Genomic DNA, 19,226 nt, shown 5'->3' with positions numbered 1-19,226 from the left:
CGAACGGCACCCCCCTTAGACTGGGGACACATGTCCGACATCACCCCCCTCCAGGCACCGGCCGACGGGCCTCCCGTGGCCGTCTGGGCCGCCGTGCGGCAACGGCCGGGGCGGTTCCTGCGCTCGTGGTGGCCCTGGCGGTGCTGGGGGTATCTGGCGAGCGGGTGCCTGATCGGGTATGCGGTGCTGGTCGCGCTCGTGCTCCTCGTCGGGCTCGGGGTGGTGCTGGCGGTGGCCGGGGTCGGGCTGCTGCTCCTGCTCTGCGCCGTCGTCGGCGGGGTGCCGCTCGGGAGGCTGGAGCGGTGGCGGCTGCGGTGGGTGGAACCCGCGCGCGTGGCCGATCCCCACGCCTCGCTCGCCGGGGCCGGCCCCGCGGCCTGGCTGCGGACGCGGCTGCGGGAGCGGGCCACCTGGCGGGAGTTCGCGTACGCCGCCCTGCTCGGGCCGGCCTTCGGGGCCGCCGGGTTCGGGGTGGTCGCGCTGCTCGCGTTCTCCTCGATCCTCGTCGCGGCCCCGGTCATCGTCTGGGCGCTCGCGCCGGAGCCGGTGATGCTGATACCCGGCAGGGCCGTCTCCGGGCCCCTGGAGGCCCTCGGCGGCACGGCGGTCGGGCTGGCCGGGCTGGTGGTGGCGGCGTACGCGGGTGCCCTGCTCGCCACGGCCCAGGTGAAGACCGCCCGGCTGCTGCTCGGGCCGCGCGAGGAGGACGCCCGGGTCCTGGAGCTCACCCGCTCCCGGGTCCGGCTCGTGGACGCCTTCGAGGCCGAACGCCGGCGCATCGAGCGGGACCTGCACGACGGCGCCCAGCAGCAGTTGGTCGCGCTGAGCATGACGCTGGGCCTGGCCGAGCTGGAGCTGCGCTCCGTCCCGGAGGCCGCCGGAGCCGCCGCGCTCGTGGCCAGGGGCCGCGGCGAGGCCAGGGTGGCGCTGGAGCAACTGCGCGATCTCGTACGGGGGATCCACCCGCAGGTCCTCACCGACCACGGGCTGGCCGCGGCCGTGGCCGAGGTGGCGCAGCGGCACCCCGTCCCGGTGACCGTGGACCTCGACGTGCCGCGGCTGGCCGAAGCCGTGGAGATCACGGCGTACTTCACCGTCACCGAGGCGCTCGCCAACGCGGCCAAGCACAGCGGCGCCTCGCGCGTGGCCGTCCTGGGTAGGGTCGAGGGCGACCGGCTCACCCTCTCCATCACCGACGACGGCCGCGGCGGGGCCGATCCCGGCGCGGGGGCGGGCCTGGCAGGTCTGGCGGACAGGGTGGCGATGTTGCGGGGCAGGCTGGTGGTGTCCAGTCCGGTGGGCGGGCCGACGGAACTGCGTGTGGAGGTCCCGTGCTCCGGCTGATCCTCGCGGAGGACTCGGTACTGCTGCGCGCGGGGCTGAGCGAACTGCTCACCCGCGGCGGCCACCGGGTGCTCGCCGCCGTCGGCGACGCCGGATCGCTGGTGCGGGCGGTGGAGGCGGAGCGGCCGGACGTCGTCGTCACCGACGTGCGGATGCCGCCCGGCTTCCGCGACGAGGGCCTGCGGGCCGCGCTCGAACTCCGCGCCCGGGACGCCTCGTTGCCGGTGCTCGTGCTCTCGCAGTACGTGGCCACGGCGTACGCGACCCAGCTGTTCACCGGCGCCTCCGGGCCGACGGCGGGCGGGCTGGGGTACCTGCTCAAGGACCGGGTCGGCGAGGTGGCCGAGTTCCTCGACGCCCTGCGGCGGGTGGCCGACGGGCAGACCGTCATCGACCCGGAGGTGGTCCGGGTGCTGCTCGGCCGGCGGTCCGAGGACCAGCCGCTGGCCCGGCTCACCCCGCGCGAGCGGGAGGTGCTGGCGCTGATGGCCGAGGGACTCAACAACCAGGCCTTGGCGGCCCGGCTGTTCATCACCGAGGCCGCCGTGGTCAAGCACGCGTCCGGCATCTTCACGAAGCTCGACCTGGACCCCTCGGAGGGCAACCGCCGGGTCCTGGCCGTCCTCGCCCACCTGCGGGGCCGGGAGGAGGGTTAGGCCGGGTCCGGGGCGTGTCCCCAGGGCTTCGCGCCCTCCGGGTCCAGGGCGTCGGCGCGGGCGCGGAGGTCCTCGGCGATGTCGTCCCAGGACGGGCCGTGCGCCTCCAGGTTGAGCGCGGCCTCCCGCATCATCGCCGGGTCGTCCGGCCGCTGCAGCAGGATCAGGCGGTAGGCGAGGTTGCGGACCCACACCGGCAGGAGGCCGTCGACCAGGTGCGGGCACAGGTCGCGCAGCATGGCGACGATGTCGTCCGCGTCGGCGAAGGTCAGCTTCTCCGTGAAGTACATCGAGTGGTGCTCACTCGCGTCACAGGGAGGAGTCGGGCCGTACTCGTCGCCCCAGAGGCACCGGGCGTGTTCCGTCAGGGTGGTGTGCATGGCGTGAACCTACAAGGCCTGCGCAGGGCGGCGGTCGGGGGCTCCCGAGCGGGCCACGATGCGGGAGGCGCCGCCGCGGGGGGCCGTGGAGCGGGCCCAGGCGACGAGCAGTACCGGCAGCGCCAGGTAGCCGAAGCGGCCCGCGGGAGCGAGGAGGAACGCCGCGGTGAGGCCGAGCGCGAGGCGGTCGGCCGCGGCCACCACCGTGCGGGGCGGCCGCAGCGCCAGGGACAGAGCGACCGCGAGGCCGGCCGCCGCCAGGAGGCCCACCGTCAGGTACCAGCCCCAGGGGCCCAGTTCGGCCAGCAGCCGGCCCGGCAGCGGGCTGCTCGCCGGGGTCGGGACCTCCGCCCGGCCGGTGGGGAACGCGAAGACCTGGCGCCACAGCTCGCCCGGCTGGAGCAGCGCGCTCGGCAGGACCAGCAGGGCCGTCCCTCCCGCCGCCACCAGCCCGCAGCGCACCGCCGCCCGCCCGCCCCGGCACGCCGCGAGCACGGCCACCGCCACCGCCACCGCGGGCAGTGCCGTCCACTTCAGGGCGCACGCCCCGGCGAGCACCGCCCCCGCCAGGACCGGCCGGCCGGCCGCGGCGGCCGCGAGGGCCAGGCAGCACAGCCCGGCGAGCGGCAGGTCCACCCCGCTGACGGTCAGGGGCAGCGCGACCACGGGTGAGGCCACCAGCACGGGCAGCAGCGGCGAGCGGGTGGCGCCGAGGATCCGGCGGCCGGCCCACAGCGCGCCGAACAGGGCCGCGGCGCACCAGATCCGGGCGTCGCCCAGCAGCCGGACCGCCCAGCCGTCGCCGCCGCCCAGCAGGGCGCGCGGGATGCCGAGCAGGGCCATGCCCGGGAGGTAGGGGGTGTAGTCGCCGACCCCGGCCGGCTGGTCCACGTAGAGCCGTCCGGTGTGGAGGAGGAGGCGGCCGGAGCGTTCGATCACGGTTACTTCTGATTGGCCCTGTCCCGTCAGCACCAGGTGGAGCAGGGGTATCGCGACCGCTCCCAGCAGGGCCGCGCAGAGGGCCGCCCGGCGGCGGCCGAGGGCGGTGGCCGCGGCGGCGCCGAGGTATCCGGCGGCCGCGCACCAGCCCCACAGCCGGTGCGGGCCCAGCGAGGAGAAGAGGGGGAAGGAGAGGGCCCAGGCGGCCGCGAGCAGCCAGCCGGCGGTCCACCGGGCGGTACGGGAAGGGGTCATGGGCCCATTCCAGCCGCGCGGCCCCCGCCGGGTCTGCACACCCAGGCGGACAGTTCACGGTGGGGTTTTCCCTACCGCACGGGGATGCGCGTGAGGGGCGCGACCCCACCGGATCGCGCCCCTCACACTGTCGTCACTCGGAGGCTCAGGCCTCCGGCGAGCCGCCGAAGCGCTCGCGGTAGGACTCGAGGTCCTCCTCGGTGATCCGCGCGAAGAGCACCGGCGGCACGGTGAACGGGGTGCCGGCCGGGACCGCGTCCAGGGAGCGGGCCTGCTCCGGGGTGACCCACGTGGCCGTGTCGTCGGCGAGCGCGAACGAGGAGCGCATGGCGCGCGCCGAGGCCGGGATGAACGGCTCGGAGACCACCGAGTAGAGGTGGATCAGGTTCATCGCGGTGCGCAGGGTGAGCGCCGCGCCCTCCAGGTCGGTCTTGACCTCCAGCCAGGGGGCCTTCTCGTCGAGGTAGGCGTTTCCGGCCGACCACAGGGCGCGCAGCGCGGCCGCGGCCTTGCGGTACTGGAGGGCCTCCATGTGGCCCTCGTACTCGGCGAGCAGCTCGGCGATCTGCTCGCCCAGCTTGGCCTCGGTCTCGCCGGCCGGGGTGCCCGCCGGGACCTCGTCGCCGAACTTCTTGCGGGAGAAGGTCAGGACGCGGTTGACGAAGTTGCCCAGGGTGCCGCCGAGGTCCTTGTTGACCGTGGCGGTGAAGTGCTCCCACGTGAAGGACGAGTCGTCGGACTCGGGCGCGTTGGCGATGAGGAAGTAGCGCCAGAAGTCGGCCGGGAGGATCTCCAGGGCCTGGTCGGTGAAGACGCCGCGCTTCTGCGAGGTGGAGAACTTGCCGCCGTAGTACGTCAGCCAGTTGAAGGCCTTGACGTAGTCGACCTTCTTCCACGGCTCGCGGGTGGCCAGCTCGGTGGCGGGGAACATCACCGTGTGGAACGGGACGTTGTCCTTGGCCATGAACTGGGTGTAGCGGACGTCCTCGGCCTCGTACCACCACGCCTTGTAGTCGCGGTTGGCCGGGTCCAGGTCGGACCACTCCTTCGTCGAGCCGATGTACTCGATCGGCGCGTCGAACCAGACGTAGAAGACCTTGCCCTCGGCGGCCAGTTCCGGCCAGGTGTCGGCCGGGACCGGGACGCCCCAGTCGAGGTCGCGGGTGATGGCGCGGTCGTGCAGGCCCTCGGTCAGCCACTTGCGGGCGATGGAGGAGGCCAGCTGCGGCCACTCCGCCTCGTGCTCGGAGACCCAGGCCTCGACCTCGTGCTGGAGCTTGGACTGCAGCAGGAAGAGGTGCTTGGTCTCGCGGACCTCCAGCTCGGTGGAGCCGGAGATCGCAGAGCGGGGCTCGATCAGGTCCGTGGGGTCCAGGACGCGGGTGCAGTTCTCGCACTGGTCGCCGCGGGCCTTGTCGTAGCCGCAGTGCGGGCAGGTGCCCTCGACGTAGCGGTCCGGCAGGAAGCGGCCGTCGACCGGCGAGTAGACCTGCCGGATCGCGCGCTCCTCGATGAAGCCGTTCTCCTGGAGCCCCCGCGCAAAGTGCTGGGTGATCTCGCGGTTCTGCGCGGAGGAGCTGCGGCCGAAGTAGTCGAAGGACAGCTCGAAGCCGTCGTAGACCGCCTTCTGGGCGTCGTGGGCCTGCGCGCAGAACTCGGCTACCGAGAGGCCGGCTTCCTTCGCGGCGAGTTCGGCGGGGGTGCCGTGCTCGTCGGTGGCGCAGATGTACAGGACGTCGTGGCCGCGCTGGCGGAGGTACCGGGAGTACACGTCCGCCGGAAGCATCGACCCGACCATGTTGCCCAGGTGCTTGATCCCGTTGATGTAGGGAAGCGCGCTGGTGACCAGGTGTCGAGCCATCCTCGGATGCTCCATTTCATATATGCGGTACCACGTGACGTGACGTTCCAGGAACGGGTTCATCGTATCGAACCGCCGAAACGCCCCGCGCCGGGTTTGTTCAGGGCGGATTCAACGCAAAAGCGAGGGCTGTGACCTCTCCGTCACGGCCCTCGCGATCGCGCCCATGCTACAGGCGGTCGGCCGTACGGCCGACCTGCGGGGACGGCCCGCGGAGCGGCATACGGGACCGGCATATGCGTATGCGTCCGGCGAGGGTCCTGCGTGATCGACACCGATCACGAGCCGATCATCACCGAACGCAAGATTTCCAGGTTTCTCCTTTCGCGCCCTCCGAGTGCGCCCGCGCTGATTTCCTGTCTCCGCACAGGGGATGAGGTGGAACGGTGAGCGATGGCGGACCGGAGGAGTCCGGTGGGGCCGTGGGACTGCCGAGCCGACGGCGACGGCCGACACCCATGAGCCAGTGGGATCCGGCGGCGCGCGTGTCGTACTGGGCCTTCCACGCCAACCGGCGGCCCACGTACATGCGCTTCGCGTACCTGCAGCTGGGCTCGGACGCGGCGGCCGAGGAGGCGGTGGACGCCGCCTTCGACTCGATCATGGGCGAGTGGCTCCGGATGCTCCACATGGACCGCCTCGACGCCTACGCCTGGACCGTCCTCAAGCAGTGCATAGTCGACCGGCAGCACCGCCTCGACCCCTGGCGGCGCCGGCCGGAGCCGATGGACATCAGCGCCTTCGAGGCCGCGCTCAAGGAGGCGCACGCCGATCAGTACGAGGTGCTGACCGACACCATCCGCTTCTACTCCGCGGTCTCCCGGCTCGCCGAGCGGCAGCGCGACGCCGTCCTGCTGCGCTACGGGCTGCGCTGCTCCCCCGGCGAGGCCGCCGCCGTGATGGGGGTCGACGAGGCCACCGTCCGCTCCTACCTCGGGCAGGCCCACCGCCGGCTCGCCCGCCTGCTCGCCACGTCGGCGGATCCGGCCGTCTCCGACCGCACCGACGGCGCCGACCCCGCGGAATCAACCGGCTCATGAAGCGATATGGATACGAACCCCAGGACCCCGGCGACGGCGACGGCGACCGGGCCCCGCGCTCCCTGGCCGAGTTCCTGGCCCGGGCGGGCGTCCGCGACCGCTACCCGCACTACGACCTCGGCGCGGCCGAGGCCCGGCTGCTGCGCGCCACCCCGCACACCCCCGTCCCCGGGCACCGCGCCCGGCGCCGCTCCGCCTACGGCTGGAGCGACCCGACCCGGGACTGTCCGCTCGACGCCGAACGGGCCCGGCGCGACCTCAAGGCCGCCTGCCTGGCCTCGGTGTGCGCACCCAAGGCCGCGGCCCAGCTGGAGTCGTTCACCTCGGGCGGGCGCACCGATCTGGGCGGGGCCGTCGTCTTCGGCTGCCTGCTGCACCTGGCGGGGCTGCGCGAGGGCGCCCGCTTCTGGTGGCAGTTCGCCGCCGGCTCCGGCAGCGGGCGGACGGCGGCCGCCGCGTACTGCCTCTTCCTCGACCACTCCCGGCGCGGTGAGCACCACGACGCCCGGCACTGGGCGCGCGAGCTGGGCCGGCGCGGCTTCCGGCCGGGCGGGCGGCGGGATCTGCGGGACGTGCGGCTGTGCGCGCAGGCGGCCGTCCTGCGGTACGTGGACCAGCTCGACGACCCCGATCTGGGCCCGGTGCCGCTGCCGAGGCCCGGGGTGTCCTCGGCGCTGGCGGCGTTCCGGCCACCGCCGCCGGCCGTCGTGGCGCCCGCCGTCGTGGCGCGGGCCGCGCCCGCGGGCAGGCCGTCCGCCGGGCCGCTGCGCCACCCGGCGCTGACCGCCGCCGCGCGCGGGACCGTCGTACAGGCCGGGTCGGGCGAGGCCCTGGCCGAGGCCCGGCGCGCGCTGGCCGTCGTACGGGTCCTCGAACGGCACCCCCTCGGCGTGCGGACCGTGCAGCTGCGGCGGGAGACGGGGCTGGCCGAGGCGGAACTCGGCCCGCTGCTCGCGATGCTGTGCGAGGAGGAGTACGCGTACCGGCCGGGCGCGGGGGTGTACGGGCGCGGGCCCGCCCTGGACCGGCTCGCCGCCCCGGGCGGCCACGGCCTGGCGGGGCAGCTCCAGCGCACCCTGGCACTGGCCCGGGACAGCGCGGGCGCCGCGGTGTACCTGAGCCGGTACGCGGAGGGCGAGGTCCTGATCACGCAGATGGCGGACGGACCGGGGGCCCCGCCGGTGCGGGAGTGGGTGGACTTCCGGGCCGCCGCGCACGCCAGCGCGGTCGGCAAGTGCCTGCTGACCCAGCTCGACCACGACCGGCGCGCGGACCACGTGGCCCGGCACCGGCCGGCCCGCCTCACCCCGCAGACCATCACGGACAGCCGGGAGCTGTTCAGCGCCCTGGACGCGGTGGCTCCGGGCGCGCCCGTGTTCGACCTCCACGAGTACTCCCCCGGGGTCGTCTGCTCGGCGGTGCCGATCGCCACCGGCGACGCCGCCGGGAGCCTCGCGCTGTCGCTGCCCGCCACCCATGCGCACCGGCTGCGCGCGGCCACCGAGGCCCTGCGCCGCAAGGCCGTCCCGGTGCTGCTGGCCCTGCTGCTGTCGGGGGCCATTCCGCCTGACGCGCCCCAGGTGCCCGAGGACGCGGCCCCGCTGCCGCCGCAGCCGGTGAAGGCGCCGGTCACCGCGGAGACCCTGCGCCACCTGCGGCGGCTGTTCCGGACGCCGCTCACCGGCAGCGCCGCCCCCGCCGACGGCCCGCACCTGGTCAGTGACACCGCGGCCGGAGCGGCGTACCTCTTCGACGCCGCCGCCACCGGCCAGCCGCGCCTGGCGCTCCCCCACACCTTCACGCCGGTCGTGCCGGGCAGCCTGACGACGCCCGGCGGGCTGGTGGTCCTGCGTACCTGAGGGCGCTCAGTGGTGCTCGGAGATCAGCACCGCGCGGGTGCCCGGCTCCAGCGCCTGGAAGACGTGCGGGACGTCCCCCGGGTAGCAGATGTAGTCGCCGGGGTGCAGTTCCACCGGTTCGTCGGCCGTGCCCACCAGGGCCCGGCCCGCGCTGATGACGACGTGCTCCACGACCCCCGCCGGGTGCGGGTCGGAGGAGCGCTGCGGTCCGGGCTCGGCATCGATGCCGTACACGTCCCGTCGAGCGGCGGGCGGGGAGGCCGCGAGGAGGGTGGCCCGGTAGTCGCTCTGGGCCGAGCCGACGGCCGGCCCCTCGCCCGCCCGGATCACCCGGACGCGCGGCTGCGAGGCGGCCAGCAGCCGGGAGAAGGGGATCTCCAGGACGACGCACAGCGCCCAGAGGGTCTCCAGGCTCGGGTTCCCGACCCCGGACTCCAACTGGGAGAGCGTGGATTTGGCGAGCCCGGCCCGGCGGGCGACCTCGGTGAGGGAGAGCCCGGCCCGCACCCGCTCCGCACGCAGGGACGCGGAGATCATTTCGAGCGGGGGCTTGAGGGCGGGGTCGATGTCAGACACGAATCGTTCGCTCCAGTGGTCGTTCGTTCATCTTGACGAACATCGCGGTCGATGTTCATTATAAACGTCATGCGTTCGATATGGAGAACTCTCGACCGGAGCGTGTTACGCGACATCGCATTCGTCTGCCTGGCCGTCGGAGTGATCGGCCTGTCGTACGGCGCCGCATCCGTCACCGCGGGGTTCGCGTGGTGGTTCCCGGTGCTGATGGGCGTGCTCGTGCTGGCCGCCTCCTCCGAGTTCCTGTTCGTCGGGATCATCGCGGCCGGCGGCAGCCCGATCGCCGCACTGCTGGCCGGACTCCTCGTCAACGCCCGCCACCTGCCGTTCGGTCTGGCGGTCCCCGACGTGCTCGGGCACGGCCGGCGGCGGCTGCTCGGCACCCACCTGATGAACGACGAGACGGTCGTCTTCGCCCTCGCCCAGGACGGCACGGCGCGCCAGCGGGCCGCGTACTGGGCCTGCGGCCTCGGCATCCTGGTCTGCTGGCCGGGCGGCGCCGCACTGGGCGCGCTGCTGGGCAGCGTCGTGGAGGACACCGGGGTGCTGGGACTGGACGCCATGTTCCCCGCGGTGATCCTCGCGCTCGTCCTGCCGGCGATGAAGGAGCGGGGGGTGCGCCGGACCGCGCTGGCCGGTGCCGTACTGGCGCTGGCCGCCACCGCGTTCCTGCCGGCCGGCCTGCCCGTGCTGGCTGCCCTCGCGGCGCTGCCGCTGTCCCGCGTCAAAGCGGTGGAAGGAGCCGTACGTTGAGCGGGAACGTACCGATGGTCCCGGCCCTGGCGGCGATGCTGGCCCTCGCCGGCGGGACCTTGCTGCTGCGCCTCGCAGGTCCGGCCCTGCGCGCCAAGGTCACCTTCCCCGAGCGGGCCGAGAAGCTGCTGGAGATCTCGGCCGTCGTGCTCCTGGCCGCCCTCACGGCCACGGCGGCGCTGACCGAGGGGGACAGCCCGGCCGGAGCCGCCCGGCCCCTCGGGGTCGCGGTGGGCGGGCTGCTCGCCTGGCGCAAGGCGCCGTTCCTCGTCGTGGTCCTCGCGGCGGCGGCCGCGGCGGCCCTGCTGCGACTGGCCGGCATCCCGTGACCCGACCGTCCGGCGACCCGCACACGACAACGGAGCCGGTCGGACGACTTGCGTCGTCTGACCGGCTCCGTTTGGTCGATTGACCGTGGTGTCCGAGGGGGGACTTGAACCCCCACGCCCGATAAAGGGCACTAGCACCTCAAGCTAGCGCGTCTGCCATTCCGCCACCCGGACTAGGTGACCGCCCCGGTTTCCCGCGGCGACATGGACAACAATAGCAAAGGATTGACGGGCCTCCGACCACTTATCCGGGCGGCCCCCGTTCCGCCACGCCGTGCTGACCTGCAGGCATACGCGCAGGAGCCCCCGGCGCGCGGCGGCGGGGGCTCCTGGAGGGGGCTCGGGTCGGTGCACGCACCGGGGGGTCACGGGCAGCGGATGACCTGGCCCGCGTAGGAGAGGTTGCCGCCGAAGCCGAACAGCAGGACCGGGGCGCCCGACGGGATCTCGCCGCGCTGGACCAGCTTGGACAGCGCCATCGGGATGCTGCCGGCCGAGGTGTTGCCGGAGTCGACGACATCGCGGGCGACGACGGCGTTGACCGCGCCGATCTTGGCGGCGAGCGGCTCGATGATCCGCAGGTTGGCCTGGTGCAGGACGACCGCTGCCAGTTCCTCGGGAAGGACCCCGGCCTTCTCGCAGACCTTGCGGGCGAGCGGCGGGAGCTGGCTGGTGGTCCAGCGGTAGACGGACTGGCCCTCCTGGGCGAAGACCGGCGGAGAGCCCTCGATGCGGACGGCGTTGCCCATCTCCGGGACCGAGCCCCACAGCACGGGGCCGATGCCCGGCTCCTCGTGCTCCGCGCAGGCCTCGACCACGGCCGCGCCGGCGCCGTCGCCGGTGAGCACGCAGGTGGTGCGGTCGCTCCAGTCGGTGATCTCGGTCATCTTGTCCGCGCCGATGACCAGCGCGCGGGTGGCCGAGCCGGCCCGGATGGCGTGGTCGGCGGTGGCCAGGGCGTGGGTGAAGCCCGAGCAGACGACGTTGATGTCCATCACGGCGGGGCCGGCGCCCATGCCCAGCTTGGCGGCCACACGGGCCGCCATGTTGGGCGAGCGGTCGATCGCGGTGGAAGTGGCGACCAGGACGAGGTCGATGTCGTCCGGGGTCAGACCGGCGCCGGCCAGCGCCTTCCCCGCGGCCTGGAAGGCCAGCTCGTCGACCGGCTCCTCCGGGCCCGCGATGTGGCGGGTGCGGATGCCGACGCGCGAGCGGATCCACTCGTCGGTGGTGTCGACCATGGCCGCGAGGTCCTCGTTGGTGAGCACTTTCGCGGGCTGGTAGTGCCCTAGCGCCACCACTCGTGAACCGGTCATGGGCGGGGTCCCCCCTCGTACGGAAGTCAGGATCACCCAGCTTTGCCTGCTACTGATGGGTACGTGTGCGTGTGACCCGACAGGATTCGGGGGCCGGAATTTGGAGACTCCCGAGGATCAGGCTGCCGGGACGGCGCCCGAAGCGGAACCGGGAGAATGGCCTCGTCGGATGTGGACGAGAAGAGGGATGGGCTGATCACCATGGGACGGGTCACCGAACGCCGTCGCGTCGTCCGGATCCGGAAGGGCGTGGAGGGGGTCCGCCCGGACACCCTGGTGGCCGAGGAGCCGCTGGAGATACGGCTGAACGGCAAGCCGCTGGCCATCACGATGCGCACCCCGGGCGACGACTTCGCGCTGGCGGCGGGCTTCCTCGTGAGCGAGGGCGTGCTGGGCTCCGCCGCCGACGTACAGGCCGTGACCTACTGCGAGGGGGCGACGGAGGACGGCTCGAACAGTTACAACGTGGTCAACGTGCAGCTGGCCGCCGGGGTTCCGGTGCCGGACATCACGCTGGAGCGGAACGTCTACACCACCTCCTCCTGCGGCCTGTGCGGGAAGGCGAGCCTGGACGCGGTCCGCACGGCGAGCCGCTTCCCGGGGATCGCCGGTGATCCGGTGCGGATCCCGGCCGACGTCCTCAGCGGGCTCCCGGACCGGCTGCGCGCCTCCCAGAAGGTCTTCGACCGCACGGGCGGGCTGCACGCGGCCGGGCTGTTCACGGCGCAGGGCGAGCTGCTGGACCTGCGGGAGGACGTCGGCCGGCACAACGCCGTCGACAAGATCATCGGCCGCGCGCTCCAGTCCGGCCTGCTCCCCCTGACGGGCGCGGTGCTGCTGGTCTCGGGCCGGGCCTCCTTCGAGCTGGCGCAGAAGGCCGTGATGGCGGGCATCCCGGTTCTGGCGGCCGTCTCCGCCCCGTCCTCGCTCGCGGTGGACCTGGCCCTGGAGTCGGGCATGACCCTGGTCGGCTTCCTGCGGGGGCCGGACATGAACATCTACGCGGGCGAGGAGCGGATCACCCGCTAGGGCCGGCCGAAGGGGCAGGCGCTAGCCCTTGCCCCGGCGGCCGCGGCGGGTGGAGGTCGCGGGCCGGGCCGGTTCCGGGGGGTCGATGCGGTGCAGGTCCAGGGTGGCGGGGACTGGGGTGGTGCCGGGGCCGCCCGAGGTCGCCCAGGCGATGATCTCTTCGGTCGCGGTGTCGTCCAGTGCCCAGCCGAACCAGGCCGCGCGTGCTCCGCGGCGGCGGGCCTCGCTGGTGGGCTGGACCACGATGACGTTCGCCTGGGCGCAGGGGCCGAGGCAGTCGCTCGTACGGACGGCCAGCCGGCCCCCGGACGCGGCGGCGGCCGCGCGCAGCCGGTCGAGCTGTCCGGCGTGGTCGGTGCCGGGGTTCTTGCGGGGGTCGCCGCAGCAGCAGCCGCGGCAGACCACCAGGGTGCAGGGGCGTTCGGCGTGGGCGCCGAGCGGGCGTATCCAGGTCACCACCGAACGTTATCGGGCCTGACCGGTGGGCTGTTGGGGCCGGAGGGAGACCTCCGCCACACGGTCGGCGGCGAGTTCGGGATCCGGGGGGTCCTGGGCGCGGCGGCGGGCGAGGACCGCGCAGACCATCAGCTGCATCTGGTGGAACAGCATCAGCGGGAGCACGGCGAGGCTCGCCTGCGCGCCGAACAGGACGCTGGCCATGGGGAGTCCGGCGGCGAGGCTCTTCTTCGACCCGGCGAACTGGATGGCGATGCGGTCCGCGCGGCCGAAGCCGAGGCGGGCGGCCCCGTACCAGGTGACAAGGAGCATGACCGCGAGGAGTACGGCCTCCACCAGCAGCAGCGCGCCCAGGCGCGGAACGCTGACCTGGTGCCAGATGCCGGCGGCCATGCCCGCGCTGAAGGCCGTGTACACGACGAGCAGGATCGAGCCCCGGTCGACGTAGCCGAGCGCCTTCTTGTGGCGGACGAGGAACCCGCCGACCCAGCGGCGCAGGGCCTGGCCGAGGAGGAAGGGCAGCAGGAGCTGGAGGACGATCTTGAGGAGGGAGTCCAGGGAGAAGCCGCCCGCGTCCCCGCCGAGCAGCCCGGCGGCGAGGAGGGGCGTGAGCAGGATCCCCGAGAGGCTGGAGAAGGAGCCCGCGCAGATCGCGGCGGGGACGTTGCCCCGGGCGATCGAGGTGAAGGCGATGGAGGACTGGATGGTCGAGGGGACCAGGCAGAGGAAGAGGAGACCGCTGTAGAGCGGGGGCGTGAGCAGGGTCGGGACGAGGCCGCGGGCGGCGAGGCCGAGGAGGGGGAAGAGGAGGAAGGTACAGGCGAGCACGGTGAGGTGGAGCCGCCAGTGGCGCAGGCCGTCGAGGGCCTCGCGGGTGGAGAGCCTGGCGCCGTAGAGGAAGAAGAGCAGCGCCACGGCCGCGGTGGAGGCGCCGTCGGCGGCGGTGGCGGCCGGGCCGCGGGCGGGGAGCAGGGCGGCGAGGCCGACGGTGCCGAGCAGGGCCAGGATGTACGGGTCCAGGGGCAGCCAGGCGGGAAGGTGCGGGCGGCGCATGTGCGGGGTGCTCACTTGCTGTCGGGGTGGGGGTGGGTGGGGGTTTCTGCCTCTCCATGGTCGGGGGCCGGTGGTGATCGGGAAACCTGCACACCGCACTTACTGTCATCGCGATACGTGATGGGCCGCGGCTAATGTGGGCGGTATGTACGACCCTGTCCAGCTGCGCACCTTCCTCACCGTGGCCCAGACGCTGAGCTTCACGCAGGCCGCCGGGCGGCTCGGCGTACGGCAGTCGACGGTCAGCCAGCACGTGCGGCGGCTGGAGGAGGCGACGGGCCGGCCGCTGTTCGTCCGGGACACGCACAGCGTGGAGCTGACGGAGGACGGCGAGGCGATGCTCGGCTTCGCGCGGACGATCCTGGAGGCGCACGAGCGCGCGGCCGCCTTCTTCACCGGGACGCGGTTGCGGGGGCGGCTGCGCTTCGGGGCCTCGGAGGACTTCGTACTGACCCGGCTGCCGGAGATCCTGGAGGGCTTCCGGCACGAGCACCCCGAGGTGGACCTGGAGCTGTCGGTGGAGCTCTCGGGAACGCTGCACGAGCGGCTGGACGCCGGACGGCTGGACCTGGTGCTGGCCAAGCGGCGCGGGCCGGGCGACGAGCGGGGGCGGCTCGTGTGGCGGGACCGGATGGTGTGGATCGGGGCGGAGGGGCTGCGGGTGGAGCCGGACCGGCCGGTCCCGCTGATCGTGTTCCCGCCGCCGGGGATCACCCGGGCCCGGGCCCTGGAGGTGCTGGAGCGGGAGGGGCGGGCCTGGCGGATCGCGTGCACGAGCGGCAGCCTGAGCGGGCTGATCGCGGCGGCTCGGGCGGGGTTGGGGGTGATGGCCCATACGCGGGGGCTGATCCCGCCGGGGCTGGTGCGGGTCGGCGGGCTGCCGGAGCTGGGGGCGGTGGAGTTCGCGCTGCTGCAGGGGCCGCGGGTGTCGGCTGCCGCGGAGGCCTTGGCGGCGGCCGTGCTGTCGGGGGCGGACCGGTTGACGCGGGCGGGGTGAGCCGGTTCCGCCGGGGGGCGGGGGGCGGGTGCCGTCGGGGGCGGGTGCCGCTGCGGGTGCGGGGTGCCGCTGCGCGGAGCCGGTCCCCTACCCGCCCTTCCGCCGTTCCCCGGGCTCTGCCCGGACCCGCGCCTCAAACGCCGGCGGGGCTGAAAGCCCCTGGGGCTCCGCCCCAGACCCCGCGCCTCAATCGCCGGCGGGGCTGGATCGTCGCCCGGCGGGGCTGGATTCGCTGTGGGTGAGGAGGTCTTGTGGAGGTATCCCGCTACTGATCAACACCCGTTGACCGCGGAGGTACGTTCACCGCGGCGCGCGGAGAGGAGCGGGGGCTTGAGGGAGATCACCGTCCCACCCGTCATCACGGGCACGCCCGTCGGCGGGCTGGCCGACGTCGTGTTCCAGTACGCGCGGCAGGAGCCCGACAGGGTCGTGCTGGGCCGCAAGACCGGAGGGGTCTGGCGGGACGTGACCTCCGGGGAGCTGGCCGCCGAGGTGCTCGCGCTCGCCAAGGGGCTGCTGGCCCAGGGGGTGCGGTTCGGGGACCGGGTCGCGCTGATGTCCCGTACCCGGTACGAGTGGACGCTCTTCGACTTCGCGCTGTGGTCCATCGGGGCCCAGCCCGTGCCCGTCTATCCGAGCTCGTCCGCCGAGCAGGTGCAGTGGATCCTGCAGGACTCCGCGTGCACGGCCTGTGTCGTGGAGAACGAGGACCAGGCGATGACGGTGGGCTCGGTCATCGACGGGCTCCCCCTGCTGCGCAGGCTCTGGCAGCTGGACGCCGGGGCCGTCGAGGAGATCGTCGGGGACGGGACCGGGGTCGCCGAGGACGTGGTGCACCGGCACCGCAGCGCCGTGACCCCCGACGCGACCGCCACCGTCATCTACACCTCCGGGACCACCGGCCGGCCCAAGGGGTGCGTGCTCACGCACGCCAACTTCATGTACGAGGCCGACACCATGGTCACGCGGTGGGAGTCCGTCTTCCAGGCCGGTCCGGGCGAGCAGCCGTCCACCCTGCTCTTCCTGCCGCTGGCCCACGTGTTCGGGCGGATGGTGGAGGTGGCGGCCGTGCGGGCGCGGGTCAAGCTGGGGCACCAACCCGTGCTGGCGGCCGCCGAGTTGCTGCCGGACCTGGCCGCGTTCCGGCCGACGTTCGTGCTCGGGGTCCCGTACGTGTTCGAGAAGGTCTTCGCGGCCGCTCGCCGCAAGGCCGAGGCGGAGGGCCGTACGGGACCGTTCGACCGGGCGGTGGAGACGGCGGTGCGGTACGCGGAGGCCCGCGAGGCGAAGGCCTTCGGCACCGGGCCGGGCCCCTCGGCCGGGCTGCGCGTGGAGCACCAGGTCTTCGAGAAGCTCGTCTACGGGAAGGTCCGCGAGGCGATGGGCGGCCGGGTGCGGCACGCCATGTCGGGCGGGTCGGCGATGTCGCGCCGTCTCGGCCTGTTCTTCGACGGCGCCGGGATCACGATCTTCGAGGGGTACGGGCTGACGGAGTCGTCCGCGGCGGCCACCGCGAATCCGCCGGGGGCGACGAAGTACGGCACGGTGGGCCCGCCGATCCCGGGCTGCACGGTGCACATCGCGGACGACGGGGAGGTGTGGCTGCACGGCGGGCACGTCTTCTCCGGCTACCTGGGGGACCCGAAGGCGACGGACGAGGTGCTGCGCGGCGGCTGGCTGGCGACCGGGGACATCGGGCGGCTGGACAAGGACGGCTACCTCACGATCACCGGGCGCAAGAAGGAGATCCTGGTGACCTCCAACGGCAAGAGCGTCGCCCCGACCGCACTGGAGGAGCGGGTGCGTTCGCATCCCCTGGTCTCGCAGTGCGTGCTCGTGGGCAACGACCGGCCGTACATCGCGGCCCTGCTGACCCTGGACATGGAGGGCATCGCGCACTGGCTGTCGATGCGCGGCCGCCCGCAGCGGCCCGCGGCGGAGCTGGTGCGCGACCCGGAGCTGACGGCGGAGGTCCGGCGGGCGGTCGTCGCCGCCAACACCCTGGTCTCGCAGGCGGAGGCGATCCGCACCTTCCGGGTGCTGGCCGAGCAGTTCACGGAGGAGCGGGGGCTGCTGACCCCCTCTCTGAAGCTCAAGCGGCGGGCGATCGAGAAGGCGTACGCGAAGGAGGTCTCGGCCCTCTACGAGTCCTGAGCAGGGGCCGGCCCGGGGCGGCGCCCGGCGTTCACCCCGGGTCCCCGGCCGCGATCCGGCGGGTGGCGGAGCGCAGCGCGAACGCCAGGACCACTTCGAACACGCCGAGCAGGACGAACCACAGGCCCAGCAGCCGCGTCAGGGCGACCGCGGAGTCCACCGGGAAGCAGAGCACGACGATTCCGGCGACGACGCCGAGGACGCCCAGGCCGAAGGTCAGACCGCGGTGGACGAGTGCGCGGTCGGCGATCGCGACGTACGCCGTGAGTACGCCGCTCAGCAGCCAGAACACGCCGATGATCAGGGAGAGCGCGGCGATGGTCTGCATCGGGTGCCGCAGCACCAGGACGCCGGCCAGGAAGGCCAGCATGGCGATCAGTACGGCGGCCAGTCTGCTGCCGCCCTCGCCGCTGTGCGAGAAGGCCCTGACGAAGCGGAAACCACCCGCCACCAGGAGCTGCAGGCCGATGATCACGGCCAGGACGTGCAGCGTCTCGTCGGGCCAGACGAGCACCAGGATGCCGGCGATCAGGGTCGCGAGGGCGAAGCCGAGGGCCCAGTGCCACGAGCCTCCGAGCTGTTTGAGGACGTCCTCGGGGTCGCTCCGCGCGTGGTGCGGCGCCGGGTCGGAATGTACGGTCATCACGCCTCCAGGGCGCCAGCCGAACGGCCCGTGGCTGCACCGCGTGGCCGCCGGACATGCCTATTCCCTTTCCGTCCCATTTTATGTCGTTACGGGAGGATTCGCCGCCCCGCATGGAGCCGCGCCGCGGGGCGGGACCGCGGGCCGCGGGCGTGGCGCCATGGCAGGTCACGGCGGGCCCGGGCGCCGGCGCGCCCGATCCCGAGTTACCTGACGGTCCGTCATTTCTCTTTGCCGTTGATATTGACGGCCCGTCAGGTCCCGCACAGAATGCGGGGATTCCGACCGGAGGGGATCCCCGACATGTTGCGTCCGATCCGCACCCTGGCCGCCGCGGCAGCGGCCCTCGCGCTCGTATCCGCCTGTAATTCCGCCTCCACGAACGGCAACGGCAAGGGCGGTGCGGGCGACGGCCCCGGCGACCGCCGCGGGGTGACCGCCGAGTCGATCAAGGTCGGCGGCATCGTGTCGATGACCAGCGCCAGCGGGTACAGCAAGAAGGACACCGACCTCGGCGCCAAGGCGCGCTACATGAGGGCCAACGCCGAGGGCGGCGTCAACGGCCGCAAGATCGAATACCTGGGCGCGGAGGACGACGGCCAGGACCCCGCGAAGAACCTCAGCGCCGCCCGCAAGCTCGTCCAGCAGGACAAGGTCTTCGCCGTCGCGCCCATGAGCTCGGTGACCTTCTCCGGGGCCGACTTCCTGGAGCAGGAGAAGGTCCCCACCTTCGGCTGGGGCACCCTGCCCTCCTTCTGCGGCCCCAAGTACATCTACGGATTCAACGGCTGCCTGGTCCCCACCCCCGGCGGCACCCTCAACCAGACCTGGCCCGAGGGCATCGGCCAGGTGCTCGGCGGCGCCCAGGGCAAGACCGTCGCGATCATCGCCAACGACAGCGACGCCGGAAAGTTCGGCATCCGGACCTTCCAGCAGGGCTTCACCAGCGCCGGGTTCAAGGTCTCCTACGCCAAGGCCTCCGTGCCCTCGACGGCCGTCCCGAGCGACTGGTCCGCCTACGTGAAGGAGATCCTCGACGGGGAGGGCGGCAAGGCGCCCGACGCCGTGGTCTCCGTCATGCAGACCCCCAACAACATCGGGCTGTTCACCGCCCTCAAGCGCGCCGGGTACAAGGGGCTGCTCTCCGACCCGACCGACTACGACCCCGGCCTGCTCGCCAAGGACGCCACCAAGCAGGCCCTCGACGGGGTGCACGTCCTGCTGCAGTTCCAGCCCTTCGAGTCCACGGACCCGAAGATGGCCCAGTTCAAGGCGGACATCAAGGCGGCGGCGGGCGGCCAGGACGTACCGCTCAACATGCACATGCTGACCGGGTACATGTCGGCCGACCTGTTCGTGTCCATCGCCCAGAAGGCGGGCAAGGACCTGACCGTGGAGTCCTTCCAGGCCACCGCGCAGCAGTTCTCCGACACCGGCACGCTCGTCGGCGACCGGGCGGAGCCCAAGGGGCAGAAGGACAGCTTCGGCTGCGGGGCGCTCGTACAGCTGAAGAACGGCGCGTACGAGGTGTCCGTCCCGTTCAAGTGCTACGAGCCCATCCCCTTCAAGTAGGGGCGGGGGCAAGG

At 73.4% G+C, this 19,226-nt stretch carries 17 protein-coding genes, 1 tRNA gene and 1 pseudogene; 10 read left to right on the top strand and 9 right to left on the bottom strand.

Going from position 1 to position 19,226, the window contains the following annotated elements:
- The first annotated feature begins 30 nt into the window (after positions 1-30).
- The gene (locus AB0O21_RS15610; protein ID WP_365171277.1) at positions 31-1,344 is read left to right on the top strand and encodes a sensor domain-containing protein; all 1,314 of its coding nucleotides are present in this window, start codon (positions 31-33) and stop codon (positions 1,342-1,344) included.
- On the top strand, positions 1,332-2,000 hold the full coding sequence (locus tag AB0O21_RS15605) for a response regulator transcription factor (RefSeq protein ID WP_365171275.1): 669 nt from the start codon (positions 1,332-1,334) through the stop codon (positions 1,998-2,000). Before AB0O21_RS15610 ends, AB0O21_RS15605 begins: the two co-directional genes overlap by 13 nt.
- Here AB0O21_RS15605 and AB0O21_RS15600 read toward each other — a convergent pair.
- From AB0O21_RS15600 to metG, 3 genes are all read right to left on the bottom strand, one after another.
- Positions 1,997-2,380 carry a hypothetical protein gene (locus AB0O21_RS15600; RefSeq protein ID WP_365171273.1) on the bottom strand — a complete coding sequence of 128 codons (384 nt, stop codon included), beginning with the start codon at positions 2,378-2,380 and terminating at the stop codon, positions 1,997-1,999. The two genes, AB0O21_RS15605 and AB0O21_RS15600, sit on opposite strands and share 4 nt — an antisense overlap.
- 9 nt (positions 2,381-2,389) lie before the next feature.
- Positions 2,390-3,574 (bottom strand): glycosyltransferase 87 family protein, encoded by a 1,185-nt coding sequence (locus AB0O21_RS15595; RefSeq protein ID WP_365171271.1) that lies wholly within the window; start codon positions 3,572-3,574, stop codon positions 2,390-2,392.
- Between the two features lie 145 nt (positions 3,575-3,719).
- The gene (metG, locus tag AB0O21_RS15590; protein ID WP_365171269.1) at positions 3,720-5,435 is read right to left on the bottom strand and encodes a methionine--tRNA ligase; all 1,716 of its coding nucleotides are present in this window, start codon (positions 5,433-5,435) and stop codon (positions 3,720-3,722) included.
- 458 nt (positions 5,436-5,893) lie between these two features.
- Between metG and AB0O21_RS15585 the strand changes: the two genes are divergently transcribed.
- Positions 5,894-6,475, top strand: coding sequence for a sigma factor-like helix-turn-helix DNA-binding protein (locus tag AB0O21_RS15585; protein ID WP_365171267.1), 582 nt, complete (start codon positions 5,894-5,896; stop codon positions 6,473-6,475).
- 830 nt (positions 6,476-7,305) lie between these two features.
- A pseudogene (locus AB0O21_RS15580) lies at positions 7,306-8,025 on the top strand (IclR family transcriptional regulator C-terminal domain-containing protein); the annotation flags it as partial.
- A gap of 315 nt (positions 8,026-8,340) precedes the next feature.
- Here the strand turns inward: AB0O21_RS15580 and AB0O21_RS15575 are convergent.
- A complete protein-coding gene (locus AB0O21_RS15575; RefSeq protein WP_365171265.1) occupies positions 8,341-8,910 on the bottom strand; it encodes an XRE family transcriptional regulator in 570 nt (189 codons plus the stop codon).
- A gap of 102 nt (positions 8,911-9,012) precedes the next feature.
- Between AB0O21_RS15575 and AB0O21_RS15570 the strand changes: the two genes are divergently transcribed.
- Together AB0O21_RS15570 and AB0O21_RS15565 are read left to right on the top strand one after the other, a co-directional pair.
- On the top strand, positions 9,013-9,663 hold the full coding sequence (locus AB0O21_RS15570; RefSeq protein WP_365171263.1) for an AzlC family ABC transporter permease: 651 nt from the start codon (positions 9,013-9,015) through the stop codon (positions 9,661-9,663).
- 14 nt (positions 9,664-9,677) lie between these two features.
- Positions 9,678-9,992, top strand: a complete 315-nt coding sequence (locus tag AB0O21_RS15565) for an AzlD domain-containing protein (protein WP_365171369.1) — start codon at positions 9,678-9,680, stop codon at positions 9,990-9,992.
- Between the two features lie 86 nt (positions 9,993-10,078).
- Here the strand turns inward: AB0O21_RS15565 and AB0O21_RS15560 are convergent.
- Positions 10,079-10,166 (bottom strand) — tRNA-Leu (locus tag AB0O21_RS15560).
- A 191-nt stretch (positions 10,167-10,357) separates the two neighbouring features.
- Complete coding sequence (locus AB0O21_RS15555; protein ID WP_365171261.1) at positions 10,358-11,308, bottom strand: beta-ketoacyl-ACP synthase III; 951 nt, start codon at positions 11,306-11,308, stop codon at positions 10,358-10,360.
- Positions 11,309-11,509: 201 nt separating this feature from the next.
- Here AB0O21_RS15555 and fdhD point away from each other — a divergent pair, with 201 nt between their 5' ends.
- Positions 11,510-12,337 carry a formate dehydrogenase accessory sulfurtransferase FdhD gene (gene fdhD, locus AB0O21_RS15550; RefSeq protein ID WP_365171367.1) on the top strand — a complete coding sequence of 276 codons (828 nt, stop codon included), beginning with the start codon at positions 11,510-11,512 and terminating at the stop codon, positions 12,335-12,337.
- A 21-nt stretch (positions 12,338-12,358) separates the two neighbouring features.
- Here the strand turns inward: fdhD and AB0O21_RS15545 are convergent, their stop codons facing one another.
- On the bottom strand, positions 12,359-12,793 hold the full coding sequence (locus AB0O21_RS15545; RefSeq protein WP_365171259.1) for a (2Fe-2S) ferredoxin domain-containing protein: 435 nt from the start codon (positions 12,791-12,793) through the stop codon (positions 12,359-12,361).
- Positions 12,794-12,802: 9 nt separating this feature from the next.
- A complete protein-coding gene (locus tag AB0O21_RS15540; protein WP_365171365.1) occupies positions 12,803-13,846 on the bottom strand; it encodes a bile acid:sodium symporter family protein in 1,044 nt (347 codons plus the stop codon).
- A gap of 145 nt (positions 13,847-13,991) precedes the next feature.
- Between AB0O21_RS15540 and AB0O21_RS15535 the strand changes: the two genes are divergently transcribed.
- Positions 13,992-14,843 carry a LysR substrate-binding domain-containing protein gene (locus tag AB0O21_RS15535; RefSeq protein WP_365171257.1) on the top strand — a complete coding sequence of 284 codons (852 nt, stop codon included), beginning with the start codon at positions 13,992-13,994 and terminating at the stop codon, positions 14,841-14,843.
- A 330-nt stretch (positions 14,844-15,173) separates the two neighbouring features.
- The gene (locus AB0O21_RS15530; RefSeq protein ID WP_365171255.1) at positions 15,174-16,997 is read left to right on the top strand and encodes an AMP-dependent synthetase/ligase; all 1,824 of its coding nucleotides are present in this window, start codon (positions 15,174-15,176) and stop codon (positions 16,995-16,997) included.
- A 31-nt stretch (positions 16,998-17,028) separates the two neighbouring features.
- Here the strand turns inward: AB0O21_RS15530 and AB0O21_RS15525 are convergent, their stop codons facing one another.
- Positions 17,029-17,640, bottom strand: a complete 612-nt coding sequence (locus AB0O21_RS15525) for a DUF308 domain-containing protein (protein ID WP_365171253.1) — start codon at positions 17,638-17,640, stop codon at positions 17,029-17,031.
- A gap of 303 nt (positions 17,641-17,943) precedes the next feature.
- On the opposite strand from AB0O21_RS15525, the gene AB0O21_RS15520 reads away from it, so the two are divergent.
- On the top strand, positions 17,944-19,212 hold the full coding sequence (locus tag AB0O21_RS15520) for an ABC transporter substrate-binding protein (protein ID WP_365171251.1): 1,269 nt from the start codon (positions 17,944-17,946) through the stop codon (positions 19,210-19,212).
- Positions 19,213-19,226: the final 14 nt, after the last annotated feature.

Origin of the sequence: Streptomyces sp. NPDC091371 (genome assembly GCF_040684275.1) — a bacterium.
Lineage (GTDB): Bacteria > Actinomycetota > Actinomycetes > Streptomycetales > Streptomycetaceae > Streptomyces.
This window is presented reverse-complemented; position numbering and strand designations above follow the sequence as displayed.

What these genes read in the sequence shown, in the direction of transcription:
- AB0O21_RS15525 (WP_365171253.1), bottom strand. Translation starts at nt 17,640, where the DNA reads ATGACCGTACATTCCGACCCGGCGCCGCACCACGCGCGGAGCGACCCC.
- AB0O21_RS15540 (WP_365171365.1), bottom strand. Translation starts at nt 13,846, where the DNA reads ATGCGCCGCCCGCACCTTCCCGCCTGGCTGCCCCTGGACCCGTACATC.
- AB0O21_RS15610 (WP_365171277.1), top strand. Translation starts at nt 31, where the DNA reads ATGTCCGACATCACCCCCCTCCAGGCACCGGCCGACGGGCCTCCCGTG.
- AB0O21_RS15595 (WP_365171271.1), bottom strand. Translation starts at nt 3,574, where the DNA reads ATGACCCCTTCCCGTACCGCCCGGTGGACCGCCGGCTGGCTGCTCGCG.
- fdhD (WP_365171367.1), top strand. Translation starts at nt 11,510, where the DNA reads ATGGGACGGGTCACCGAACGCCGTCGCGTCGTCCGGATCCGGAAGGGC.
- AB0O21_RS15555 (WP_365171261.1), bottom strand. Translation starts at nt 11,308, where the DNA reads ATGACCGGTTCACGAGTGGTGGCGCTAGGGCACTACCAGCCCGCGAAA.
- AB0O21_RS15535 (WP_365171257.1), top strand. Translation starts at nt 13,992, where the DNA reads ATGTACGACCCTGTCCAGCTGCGCACCTTCCTCACCGTGGCCCAGACG.
- metG (WP_365171269.1), bottom strand. Translation starts at nt 5,435, where the DNA reads ATGGCTCGACACCTGGTCACCAGCGCGCTTCCCTACATCAACGGGATC.
- AB0O21_RS15600 (WP_365171273.1), bottom strand. Translation starts at nt 2,380, where the DNA reads ATGCACACCACCCTGACGGAACACGCCCGGTGCCTCTGGGGCGACGAG.
- AB0O21_RS15565 (WP_365171369.1), top strand. Translation starts at nt 9,678, where the DNA reads ATGGTCCCGGCCCTGGCGGCGATGCTGGCCCTCGCCGGCGGGACCTTG.
- AB0O21_RS15520 (WP_365171251.1), top strand. Translation starts at nt 17,944, where the DNA reads ATGTTGCGTCCGATCCGCACCCTGGCCGCCGCGGCAGCGGCCCTCGCG.
- AB0O21_RS15585 (WP_365171267.1), top strand. Translation starts at nt 5,894, where the DNA reads ATGAGCCAGTGGGATCCGGCGGCGCGCGTGTCGTACTGGGCCTTCCAC.